Genomic DNA, 12467 nt, shown 5'->3' with positions numbered 1-12467 from the left:
CGCTGTCAGCCCACCGTCGCGGTGGGCGGGACAGCGGCCCCTTCAAAGGCGTCACGCGGAGGGCGACACGGTCACCGAAGGACTGGCGCTCGGGTCCGCGGCCGGCGCGGCCGGCGGCGGGAGGGCGCTGCCCTTGACGTACTCGTCCCAGGTCTTGTCCCAGTCGGTCCAGCCGTTGCCCCAGGCGAGCTTGCGCGGGGTGTTCTTGACGATGTGGATGTCGCCGATCTTCGTCAGGTCGAACAGGAACTTCGCGTTCTTCTGCGAGACGTTCGTGCAGCCGTGCGAGACGTTGCGCTTGCCCTGGTCGCCCTCGGACCACGGGGCCGCGTGGATGTACTCGCCGCCGCTGGTCATGCGCTGCGTCAGGTACACGGTCTCGCGGTAGGGGTCGGACGGGTCGGTCGACACGAACAGCTCGGACTGCTGCTTGTCCATGATCACCATGGCGCCGCTGGAGCTCGGCGTCTTGGCCTTGCCGAGGCTCACCGGGATGGTCTTGATGACCTCGCCGTTCTTCTCCACCGTCATCTGGTGGGTCTTGTCGTCGGTGACCATGACGATCTTGTCACCGATGGTGAAGTTGGTCGTGACGTCCTTGGTGCCCCAGCCGGTCTTGGTCAGCTGCAGGCCACCCGTCGCCAGGCGGACGCTGACCTTCGTGCCGGTCTGCCAGTACTCCTTCGGGCGGAAGTGCACCTCGCCGCCGTTGAACCAGTACCAGGTGCCGACCTGCGGAGGCGTGCTGGTGACGAGCAGCCGCTTCTCGACGCTCGCCCGCAGCTCCTGAGGGACGCTGGAGCCGAAGCGGACGACGATCGGGATGGCCACCCCGTAGACCTTGTTGTCGGACAGGGCGGTCGACACGTTGACCGTCTTGCCGGGCTTCGCCATGGTCGTGAACGAGACCTTCTTCCCGGCGGTGTCGCCGGCCGAGGTCACGGTCGCCGTGTACTGCGTGCCGTATTTGAGCTGCTTCGCCGGGATCCAGGTCGTGCCGTCGGAGCGCAGGCCGCCGTCGACCGCCGCACCGGAGGCGTCCGTCAGGGTGACCGACGCATTCGCGCCGGGCGCCGCCTGCAGGGCGAGCTCGGTGGCGGTGGAGACGCCGGTCGCGCCGTCGGCGGGCGCGGTGAGGGTCGCGGTTGGCTGCGCGGCGGACGCGGAAGCCGAGGGGCCGCCGGCACTGTTGCTGTTGTCGCTCCATTTGGGCTTTTCGTCAGCGCTGCAAGCAGAGAGAGCGATCAGGCCGGCAAGGGCGGTGATCGTGGCCAGTGCGCGTGCGGAGACTCCCATGTCCACACCTCCTTCGTTGGGCTAGCGTTGTTGAGGTCGAGCATGCGCCGGTGAACTACGCCGGTGTATCCCAGGTTTGTGCCAGCCGGTTCAACTCGTCGCCGAACTGGTGGCGGGCGATCTTGCCGTGCATCATCGTAGGAAGTAACGGACGGCCCGAGCCATCCGCTCCTTGGACGTGTTCCAGACTGCCGGAGGTTGCGTCCCGATTCGGTAACGGACCATCCGCAGCGCCCCTACCTGCGGCTCGTGGGATTTGTCACGATCTCACGTTGTAGGCCGTCCGGCGGTACAGGCGGTACGTTGGTCGGCATCGTGCGTGGCGGCCGGTCGGGACAACACATGAGGATCGCGCCGCAATCTTCGCGTACACTGGCAAGACTGCTCCGTAAGGTGTTTTTAGGGCCGACGTTGTCCCGACTCGCAATCGATGACGTCAGGAGGCCCGATGGGTTACCCGGGACCGCAGCCGCAGGGTCTGTACGACCCTGCTTTTGAGCACGACGCCTGCGGGGTCGCGTTCGTGGCCGATATCCACGGCCGCCGGTCCCATGACGTCGTGCACAAGGGGCTGTCCGCGCTGCTGCGCATGGACCACCGAGGTGCCCGCGGGGCCGAGCAGAACACCGGCGACGGTGCCGGCATCATGATCCAGATCCCGGACGCGTTCCTCAGGGACGTCACCGCCGGGACCGGGATCGACCTGCCGCCCGCCGGCTCCTACGCGACCGGCCTGGCGTTCCTGCCCGTCGACGACGAGGCCGCCCAGCGCGCGATGCGCGTCCTGGAGAAGTACGCCCTCGTCGAGGGTGCCCACGTGCTCGGCTGGCGCGACGTCCCGACCGACGCCTCCGACCTCGGCGCGACCGCGCTCGCCGCGATGCCGCGCATCAAGCAGGTCTTCATCAGCGCGGAGAGGCTCGGCGCGCCCGGCGCCGTGCTGTCCGACCTGGACCTGGACCGGGTCGTCTACTGCGTGCGCAAGCAGACCGAGCGGGAGACCCGCGAGCGCGGCATCCAGCTCTACCTGCCGTCGCTGTCCTCGCGCACCATCACCTACAAGGGCATGCTCACCCCCGACCAGGTCGTGTCGTTCTTCCCCGACCTGTCCGACGAGCGCGTCACCTCGGCGATCGCGCTGGTCCACTCCCGCTTCTCGACCAACACGTTCCCCTCGTGGGAGCTGTCGCACCCGTACCGGCTGATCGCCCACAACGGGGAGATCAACACCATCCGGGGCAACCGGAACTGGATGGCGGCCCGCGAGGCCCTCCTGTCGACCGAGAACCTGCCCGGCAACATCCGCCGGCTCTTCCCGATCTGCACGCCCGAGGCATCCGACTCCGCCAACTTCGACGAGGTGCTCGAGCTGCTGCACCTGGCGGGCAGGAGCCTGCCGCACGCGGTGCTCATGATGATCCCCGAGGCGTGGGAGAACGACCCTCGGATGGACCCGCTCCGCAAGGCGTTCTACCGCTTCCACGCCTGCCTGATGGAGCCGTGGGACGGCCCGGCGAGCGTCGCCTTCACCGACGGCACGGTCGTCGGCGCGGTCCTGGACCGCAACGGGCTGCGCCCCGGCCGCTGGTGGCAGACCGCCGACGGCCTCATCGTGCTCGCCAGCGAGGCGGGCGTGCTCGACCTCGACCCGGCGACGATCGTGGCCAAGGGCCGCTCGGCGCCCGGCAAGATGCTGCTCGTCGACACCGCCGCCGGCCGCATCAAGACCGATGACGAGATCAAGTCCGAGCTGGCGCAGGCCGAGCCCTACGAGGACTGGCTGCACGCCGGGCTCATGGACCTCGACACGCTGCCCGAGCGGGAGCACGTCGTCTACACGCACGACTCCGTGCAGCGCCGCCAGCAGACCTTCGGCTACACCGAGGAGGAGCTGAAGATCCTCATCGGGCCGATGGCGCGGGCCGGCGCCGAGCCGCTGGGCTCGATGGGCACCGACACGCCCGTCGCCGTGCTCTCGACGCGGCCGCGGCTGATGTACGACTACTTCACGCAGCTCTTCGCCCAGGTCACGAACCCGCCGCTGGACGCGATCCGCGAGGAGATCGTCACCAGCGTCGCCGCGACCATCGGCCCCGAGGGCAACCTGCTCAGGCCCGGCCCGGCGTCCTGCCGGCAGATCGCCCTGCCGTACCCGGTCATCGACAACGACGACCTCGCGAAGCTGCTGCACATCGACGACGACGGTGACCTGCCCGGCTTCAAGGCCGTCCGGGTGTCCGGCCTGTACCCGATCCGCGACGGCGCGACCGGTCTCAAGCGGCGCCTCGTGGAGATCATGCGCGGCGTGTCCGAGGCGATCGAGGACGGCGTGCGGGTCCTGGTCCTGTCCGACCGCGACTCGACCGTCGACCTGGCGCCGATCCCGTCGCTGCTGCTCACCGCCGCCGTCCACCAGCACCTGGTGCGCGAGCAGACCCGCACCCAGGTGTCGCTGGTCGTCGAGTCCGGCGACTGCCGCGAGGTGCACCACGTCGCGCTGCTGTCCGGGTTCGGCGCCTCGGCGGTCAACCCGTACCTCGCCTTCGAGAGCGCCGAGGACCTCATCGCCACCGGCGCGCTGCCCGGCGTCGACCCCGAGAAGGCGATCTACAACTACGTCAAGGCGCTCGGCAAGGGCGTCCTGAAGATCATGTCGAAGATGGGCATCTCGACCGTCAGCTCGTACTGCGGCGCCCAGGTCTTCGAGGCCGTCGGTCTCGACCCGCGCCTCGTCGAGCGGTACTTCACCGGCACCCCGAGCAAGATCGGCGGCATCGGCCTCGCCGAGATCCACGCCGAGATCGCCGCGCGGCACGCCCGCGCCTACCCGGCCAACGACGCCGAGCGGGCGCACCGCCGGCTCGAGGTCGGCGGCGAGTACCAGTGGCGCCGCGAGGGTGAGCTGCACCTGTTCAACCCGGAGACGGTGTTCCTTCTCCAGCACGCGACCCGGTCCAAGCAGTTCGACGTCTTCCAGCGGTACACCGCGAAGGTCGACGAGCTCGCGGGCCAGGCCGGATCCCTGCGCGGCCTCTTCGAGCTGCGCACCGGGGTCCGCCCCGCCGTGCCGATCGAGGAGGTCGAGCCGGCCACCGAGATCGTCAAGCGCTTCGCGACCGGCGCCATGTCCTACGGCTCCATCTCCATGGAGGCGCACGAGACCCTCGCCATCGCGATGAACAACATCGGTGGCAAGTCCAACACCGGCGAGGGCGGCGAGGATGCCGAGCGGCTGCACGACCCGCGCCGCCGCTCCGCCATCAAGCAGATCGCCAGTGGACGCTTCGGCGTGACCACCGAGTACCTGGTCAACGCCGACGACCTGCAGATCAAGATGGCCCAGGGCGCCAAGCCCGGCGAGGGCGGCCAGCTGCCCGGCAACAAGGTGTGGCCCTGGATCGCCAAGACCCGCCACGCCACCCCCGGCGTCGGGCTGATCTCCCCGCCGCCGCACCACGACATCTACTCCATCGAGGACCTCGCCCAGCTGGTCTTCGACCTGAAGAACGTCAACCCGGCGGCCCGCGTCCACGTGAAGCTGGTCTCCGAGGTCGGCGTCGGCACCGTCGCCGCCGGCGTGGCGAAGACCAAGGCTGACGTCATCCTCATCTCCGGCCACGACGGCGGCACCGGCGCCTCGCCGCTCAACTCGCTCAAGCACGCCGGCACGCCGTGGGAGCTCGGCCTCGCCGAGACCCAGCAGACGCTGCTGCTGTCGGGGCTGCGTGACCGGGTCAGCGTCCAGGTCGACGGCCAGCTCAAGACCGGCCGCGACGTCGTCATCGCGGCGCTGCTCGGCGCCGAGGAGTTCGGCTTCGCGACCTCGCCGCTCATCGTGTCGGGCTGCATCATGATGCGCGTCTGCCACCTCGACACGTGCCCGGTCGGCATCGCCACCCAGAACCCGGCGCTGCGCAAGAAGTTCAACGGCTCGCCCGAGTTCGTCGAGAACTTCTTCTGGTTCATGGCCGAGGAGGTCCGCGGCTACCTGGCCGAGCTGGGCTTCCGCACGCTCGACGAGATGATCGGCCACACCGAGCTGCTCGACGTCCGCTCGGCCGTCGACCACTGGAAGGCCGGCGGGCTCGACCTGACCCCGCTGCTGCACGTTCCTCCGCTCGCCGACGACGCCGCCCGGCGCCAGACCACCAAGCAGGACCACCGCCTGGAGCGGGCGCTGGACAACCAGCTCATCGCCGCGGTCACGCCCGCCCTCGACGAGGGCACGCCGATCAAGCTGGAGATCGCCGTCCGCAACGAGCACCGCTCCGTCGGCGCGATGCTCGGCGGCGAGATCGTCCGCCGGGTCGGCGGCGCGGGCCTGCCCGACGGCACCGTGGACGTCACGCTGCGCGGCACCGCCGGGCAGTCCTTCGGCGCCTGGGTCCCGCACGGCGTCACCCTCCGGCTCCTCGGCGACGCCAACGACTACGTCGGCAAGGGCCTGTCCGGCGGCAAGCTCGTCGTGACCCCCGATCCGACCGCCACGTTCGTCGCCGAAGACCAGATCATCGGCGGCAACACGGCCCTGTACGGCGCCACCGGCGGCACCCTGTTCATGCGCGGCAAGGCGGGGGAGCGGTTCGCCGTGCGCAACTCCGGCGCGACCGCCGTCGTCGAGGGCGTCGGCGACCACGGCTGCGAGTACATGACCGGCGGCACCGTGGTCGTGCTCGGCCCCACCGGGCGGAACTTCGCCGCCGGTATGTCGGGTGGCGTCGCGTACATCTGGAACCTCGACCAGACGCTGGTCAACGCCGAACTGGTGGACCTGGAGCCGGTCACCGACACAGCCCTGCTGCGGTCGCTGGTCGAGTCGCACCTCGCCGAGACCGGTTCTGCGGTGGCCGGGCGCATCCTGGACAATTGGGACACTTCCGTGGCAGCCTTTACGGCGGTCGTGCCGCGCGACTACAAGCGCGTCATGGAGGCCAGGCGGTCCGCCGAGGCGGCCGGCCGCGACGTCGACGAGGCGGTCATGGAGGTGGCGCGTGCCTGACCCGAACGGTTTCCTGCGGTACGAGCGGCGCCTGCCCGCCCGCCGCCCCGTCCCGGTCCGGCTGCGCGACTGGCGCGAGGTGTACCCGCCCGCGTCCGACGAGCTGATCGCCGAGCAGGCGACCCGCTGCATGGACTGCGGAATCCCGTTCTGTCACGACGGCTGCCCGCTCGGCAACCGCATCCCCGACTGGAACGACCTCGTCCGCACCGGCAACTGGGACTTCGCCATCGAGGCCCTGCACGCGACCAACAACTTCCCGGAGTTCACCGGCCGGCTGTGCCCCGCGCCGTGCGAGGCCGCGTGCGTCCTGTCGATCGCCGGCGGCCAGCCCGTCACGATCAAGCAGGTCGAGGTCGAGATCATCAACCGCGCGGTCGCCGCCGGCCGGGTCACCCCCCGTCCGGCGCCCGAGCGGTCCGGCAAGAGCGTCGGCGTCGTCGGCTCGGGCCCCGCGGGGCTCGCCGCCGCGCAGCAGCTGGCCCGCGCCGGTCACGACGTCGTGGTGTACGAGCGGGACGACGCCCTCGGCGGGCTCCTGCGCTACGGCATCCCCGACTTCAAGCTGGAGAAGGGGCACATCGACATGCGGCTGGACCAGCTGCGCGCCGAGGGTGTCCGCTTCGAGACCGGCGTCAACGTGGGCGTCACCGTCTCCGTCGACGACCTGCGGGCCCGCCACGACGCGCTCCTGCTCGCCTGCGGCGCCCTGGCCGCCCGCGACGTCGAGATCGAGGGCCGCGGGCTTTCCGGGGTACACCTCGCGATGGAGCACCTCGTCGAGGCCAACCGGGTCGTCGCCGGGCGCGTGCCGTCCGCGTCGATCTCCGCCTTCGACAAGAACGTGATCATCATCGGCGGCGGCGACACGGCGGCCGACTGCCTCGGCGTCGCGCACCGGCAGGGCGCGAAGTCCGTGCTGCAGCTCGACCAGTACCCGGTGCCGCCGTCCACCCGCGACGAGGCGCGTGACCCGTGGCCGACGTGGCCCTGGATCCTGCGCAACTACCCCGCGCACGAGGAGGGCGGCGCGCGCGCCTTCGCGGTCGCCGTCACCGCCTTCGAGGGCAACGACGACGGCGAGCTCACCGGCGTGCGCATCGCCGAGGTGCAGGTGTCCAGAGTGGACGGCCGGCGGGTCGTCACCGAGATCGCCGGCACCGAGCGGCTCTACCCCGCGGAGCTGGTCCTGCTCGCGATCGGCTTCGAGGGCACCGAACCCGGCCCGCTGCTGACCAACCTCGGCCTGACCCGCAACCGCCGCGGCGGCATCGACACCGACGCCGACTGGCAGTCGGCCACGCCGGGCGTCTTCGTCGCCGGCGACATGCACCGGGGCGCGTCACTCATCGTCTGGGCCATCGCCGAGGGCCGCTCCGCGGCGGCGTCGATCCACGCCTACCTCGGCGGCGACGGCACCCTGCCGGCACCGGTCGAGCCGAGCGCGGGCGCCCTGACCGCCTGACGGGTTGCTAATCGGGAGCGGTCCTGTTCGCGGGGCCGCTCCCGGGTACCCCTCGGCCATGAAACGCCCGCTCATCCTCTCGCTGCTCGTCGTGGGCCTCGCGGTGCTCCCCTCCGAGGCCGCCTTCGCCGACACCACACCGTTCTGGGCGCCGACCATTCCGTCCGCGCCGCCGTTCCCCGCTCCGCGTCCCTCGTCCACGCCGGGTTATCCGGGTTATACGGCGCCCACGTACTCCTCCCCGCCACCCGTGCGGGCCGCGGCGCCCGACTCCACGTTCGCCAACGACGTCCGCATCGCGGTGAAGGTCGTCGAACGCTACTGGAGCTCCCGGATCGTCGGCTTCAAGCCCGTCTCCCGCATCGTGCCCTACCGCATCGACGGCGAGGTCATGTGCGGCTCCCAGCCGATCCCGACGCAGAACGCCGCCTACTGCCCCATCGGCGACTTCATCGCGTACGACGTGAACTGGTCGGAGGAGGTCTACAAGGACCTCGGCGACGCCTTCGTCTTCTACCTCCTCGGCCACGAATACGGCCACGCCATCCAGCAGCGCCTCGGCATCGAGTACGCCTTCACCATCTACCAGGAGCTCCAGGCCGACTGCTTCGCCGGCGCCTACATCGGCGACTCCATCAAGGTCGGCGACTTCACCCTCGAGGACGGCGACCTGGACGAACTGCGCAACGGCCTCCTCTCCGTCGCCGACCCCGACGACGAACCCTGGTTTCAGGAAGGCGCCCACGGCTCAGCCGCCCAACGCACCGGCGCCTTCTTCGACGGCTACGAGCAGAGCCTCGAAGCCTGCGACATGCCCTCCTCCTACCACGGCTGACCCTGCGGTACCGTCACGACTGTCAATTGCACATCGTGGCGGGGAGGACGCGATGAGTGATCACCATCCGGTGCCGGTCTGATGGCCGAGACCTACCACCGATGGCGCCTGCCCCAACTGTGGGAGATGGTCGCCGCCGACAACGCCGCGGACGCCCACCTGCACCTGGCCACGTTGCGCCGCCAGCAGACCGCCCTGGAGACGCAGCGCGACCACCTGCGCTCCCTACGAGACCACCTCGCCGCCTCCTGGCCCCCGTCCAAGAGCGAAGCCGCCACAGCGTTCATCCAGCAGCTCAACGACATGATCGACGCCATGACGCTGACGGCCCGCGGCGCCGGTGAGGTGCGGGCCGCCCTCACCCACGTCGTCGCCGCGATCGGTGAGACCCGCGCCGAACTGGAGCCGTTGGTCGCGCGGTACGCGAAAGCGAGCGCCACCGCCGATCCAAGAGTGCGCCGGCATGCCCAGGACGTCCTGGACGACCAGGCACGACGCGTTCTCGTCGAGGCGGACTCCACCGTCGCGGCCGCGCTGGAGCATCTGGACGTGCCGTTGCCGGCGTACGCCCGTTTCAGCTCGGACCGTCAGGAGGAGCCGACTACGGTGCCGCCGTCGACGGCCCAGCCGGCCGCATCGTGGACAACCGGGTCGACAACCGGCGGGCGGCTCGCGCGGACGGCTTTGCCGCCGCCCCGGTTCAACCCGCCGGCGCCCGACGCCTTCGGGCTCGCCGGTGTGCGGCCCGCCGACGATCTGAGCCACGTCGCACCCGAAACCCATGCCTGGGGGTCGGCAGCGGGAAGTGCCGTCGCTGCATCCACGCGCGGCAACGTCGGTGGCGGCCTCGTCCTGCGTGGGCCGACCACGGGTGGTGCCGAACCGGGTGCCGCCGGAACAGTCGCGTCATCCGGAGCGCAGGTCTCCGGTGGTGCGGCGGCCGGTCGCTTCGCCCCCGCGACCGGGCCGGGCGTCCGACCTGCCGCCGGCTCGACGCCGTCGGTACACCACCGACGTGAGCCAAGGGAAGGTCAGGGGGAGACCTGGTCGGTCAGGGAAGGCGTCGCCCCGGTGATCGCCGCGCCCGCCTCGTGGAGCGACGACCACGACCCGGGCCCCGGAGTTCTCGGGATCGACCGTTGACCAAGCGCAGGTTCTACCTGTTCGGCGCGGTCGTGGCCCTAGGCGCCATGTGGTTGCTGACCGCGGCACCGGCGTCCGCGGACAGCGTCCGGGACCGCCAGTGGCACCTGCCGGCCCTTGACATCGCCCGCGCGCATCAGAACAGCCAGGGCGAAGGCGTGGTGGTCGCCGTCGCCGATACCGGTGTGGACGACCGGCACGGCGAGCTGGCGGGAGCGGTACTCCCCGGAAAGGAGTTCGGCGAAGGCGCCTCCGGCGACGGACGCGCCGACACCGACGGCCACGGCACCGCCATGGCCGGCCTGATCGCCGGGCGCGGATTGGCAAACGGAGCAGGAGTGCTCGGCATCGCTCCGAAGGCGAGCATCCTGCCGGTCCAGACGATCCACGGCGACTTCGGCGGTGCGCCGACCGCACTGGCCGCCGGGATTGAGTGGGCTGTCTCGAAGGGTGCCCAGGTCATCTGCGTCGCCGCGGGGACCAGCGAGTATCCAGAGGTGCGGCAGGCGGTCGAACATGCCATCCGTGCGGATGTCGTGGTGGTGGCCGGGGCGGGCAACACCCCCTCGTCCACCGGTGTCGCCTTTCCCGCGCGCCTGCCCGGCGTCCTGGCCGTCGCCGGCACAGATCGCTCAGGCAACCATGCGGCGATCTCGGCGACCGGCCCCGAGGTGGTCCTGGCCGCCCCAGCGGTCGACATCATCTCGACGAGCACCTTCGGCAAGTACGTAACGAGCCAGGGCACGAGCAACTCGACGGCGATCGTGGCTGGGGTGGTGGCGCTGGTGCGGTCGAAGTTTCCGCAGTTGCCGGCCGCGGAGGTGGTACGACGGTTGACGGCCACCGCTGTCGACCGGGGTAAGCCGGGACGGGACGATGAGTTCGGGTACGGCATCGTCAATCCGGTCGGGGCGTTGACGGCTTCTATCCCGGCGGCCTTGTCCTCCGCCTTGGCCTCGCCTTCGCCTGGGTCGTCTCGGCGGCCGGGTCGGTCGCCTGTCGTGTGGGTGGTCGTTGGCGCGGTTCTGGTGCTCGGGTGTGCCGGTCTCGTGGCTTCGCGTCGTCGGCGGCGGTAGGTGTTGTCACGCTTTGCGGTTGGTGCGAAACGGGGCGTCTTGAGGTTCTGAACGTGCGGTACCGTCACGTCTGTCTATTGCACATCGTGGCGGGGAGGACGCGGTGAGTGATCATGCGGCGGGGTTCAGCGTCGACCTGGAGGCCGTCCGGTCGTTCGGAGCCGGCTTGCGGGCCGACCTGAGCGGCCATCTGTCGCCGGAGCACGACCAGATCCTGCGCACGTTCGTCGACACCCCGACGTTCGGGACCCGCACAGCCAGCCCAGACGTGCAGGCGGCGGCGACGCTGTACCACCGGAAGCTCATCGAACTCCTGGACCTGATGGACGCCTTCATCCACAACGGCGCGGTGTTCGTGCAGGCAGCCGAGGAGGTCGCGGCAGCGTACTCCCACGCGGACACACTGAGCGGCGACCAGTTCAAGACCACGCTGGCCGTCGCCTCAGCCAAGGTCGACGACGCGCTGTGGGCCGCCCAGCACGACCCGAGGACTGGCAGGTCACTCTGATGGCCGAGTCGTACCAGCGCTGGCGCCTGCCCCAACTCTGGGAGATGCTGACCGCCGACGACCCCGAACATGCCCACCTGCACCTGGCCACCCTGCGCCGCCAGCAGACCGCCCTGGAAACCCAACGCGACCGCCTGCGGCTCCTGCGAGACCAACTCGCCGAAGGGTGGCCGCCCGAGCGCAGTGGGGCGGCGTTGGCATTCCAGCAACGCGTCAACGACATGATCGAGGCGATGACACAGGCGGCGGTTGGGGCCGCCGAGGTCAGGACGAACCTGGCGCACATCGTCGCGGCGCTGGGCGACGCTCGCACCGATCTTGCGCCACTGATCGCCAAGTACGAATCCGCTGTTCCGCACCCTGACCCGAGAATCGTGCGACAGGTACAGAAGTCGCTGGATGAACAGGCGCGTAAGGTCTTCATGGGCACGGACAAGGTGGTGGCCGAGGCGACAGCGAGATTGGCCGTGACCCTGCCCGCCTACGGCGTCATTCGCGACCGTGTCCAACTGGAGCCGGCTGTTCCGGCACAGGTTCCCGGAAGCGACCCGCGTACGCCAAGAGGCGGCGACCGTGGCCTTGTTTCTTCTAGTGTTTCGGGTCGGCCGGCGTCTCCCGCGTTCGAGCCACCTGCTCCGGTCCGCCACGACGACATCGGCGAAGGCTTCGATCTGGCGGTCGATCGGCGCGTCGAACCACAAATCTCCGCGGTCGGCGGCAGTTCTCTGGACTCCAGCCCATCCGGCGGCTTCGGTCCACGAGCCGTGTCGGCAATTTCGAACGGCGTCATCGGGGGTCCTGTCATCGTTCCTGGTCAGTCGGAGTTGCGAGCGCCGAGTGTTCGCGGACCGATGGTGGGCATGCCGCAGACCGGTGCTTCCGTGATGCCGCGGACCGGTGTTGGAGGAGCACAAATGAGCCGCGGAGCGCCAGGCGGCCCGGCGGTCAGATCTAGTACGAGCGCTGCCGGCGGATACCGTGATCGCTCATTCGAGGAGTACGCGACACGAAGGCAGGCGTCGCATGCCGATCCTGAGGGGCAGTGGGTCGCGCCCGAAGGTGTGGCACCGATGATTGAAGCGCCGAAGGACCGGCCGCACGATCCGGGCCCCGGAGTCCTCGGAATCGACCGTTGACCAGACGTC

General features: G+C 70.2%; 8 protein-coding genes. 7 read left to right on the top strand and 1 reads right to left on the bottom strand.

Features of this window, described 5'->3' with window-relative positions:
- Positions 1-51: 51 nt before the first annotated feature.
- Positions 52-1296: an Ig-like domain-containing protein gene (locus ABZ321_RS01120; protein WP_344503106.1), complete on the bottom strand. Its 1245-nt coding sequence runs from the start codon at positions 1294-1296 to the stop codon at positions 52-54.
- A gap of 430 nt (positions 1297-1726) precedes the next feature.
- On the opposite strand from ABZ321_RS01120, the gene gltB reads away from it, so the two are divergent.
- The 7 genes from gltB (at position 1727) to ABZ321_RS01085 (ending at position 12458) form a co-directional block, all read left to right on the top strand.
- Complete coding sequence (gltB, locus tag ABZ321_RS01115) at positions 1727-6295, top strand: glutamate synthase large subunit (RefSeq protein WP_344503105.1); 4569 nt, start codon at positions 1727-1729, stop codon at positions 6293-6295.
- Complete coding sequence (locus ABZ321_RS01110) at positions 6288-7760, top strand: glutamate synthase subunit beta (protein WP_344503104.1); 1473 nt, start codon at positions 6288-6290, stop codon at positions 7758-7760. Before gltB ends, ABZ321_RS01110 begins: the two co-directional genes overlap by 8 nt.
- 58 nt (positions 7761-7818) lie before the next feature.
- On the top strand, positions 7819-8595 hold the full coding sequence (locus tag ABZ321_RS01105) for a hypothetical protein (protein WP_344503102.1): 777 nt from the start codon (positions 7819-7821) through the stop codon (positions 8593-8595).
- Between the two features lie 81 nt (positions 8596-8676).
- Positions 8677-9738: a hypothetical protein gene (locus ABZ321_RS01100; RefSeq protein WP_354888340.1), complete on the top strand. Its 1062-nt coding sequence runs from the start codon at positions 8677-8679 to the stop codon at positions 9736-9738.
- The gene (locus ABZ321_RS01095) at positions 9735-10814 is read left to right on the top strand and encodes a S8 family serine peptidase (protein WP_354888337.1); all 1080 of its coding nucleotides are present in this window, start codon (positions 9735-9737) and stop codon (positions 10812-10814) included. Before ABZ321_RS01100 ends, ABZ321_RS01095 begins: the two co-directional genes overlap by 4 nt.
- Before the next feature lie 103 nt (positions 10815-10917).
- Positions 10918-11322, top strand: a complete 405-nt coding sequence (locus ABZ321_RS01090; protein WP_354888334.1) for a hypothetical protein — start codon at positions 10918-10920, stop codon at positions 11320-11322.
- The gene (locus ABZ321_RS01085; protein ID WP_354888331.1) at positions 11322-12458 is read left to right on the top strand and encodes a hypothetical protein; all 1137 of its coding nucleotides are present in this window, start codon (positions 11322-11324) and stop codon (positions 12456-12458) included. Before ABZ321_RS01090 ends, ABZ321_RS01085 begins: the two co-directional genes overlap by 1 nt.
- Positions 12459-12467 lie beyond the last annotated feature (9 nt).

Origin of the sequence: Dactylosporangium sp. NPDC006015 (genome assembly GCF_040614215.1) — a bacterium.
Classification (GTDB): Bacteria; Actinomycetota; Actinomycetes; order Mycobacteriales; family Micromonosporaceae; genus Dactylosporangium; species Dactylosporangium maewongense.
This window is presented reverse-complemented; position numbering and strand designations above follow the sequence as displayed.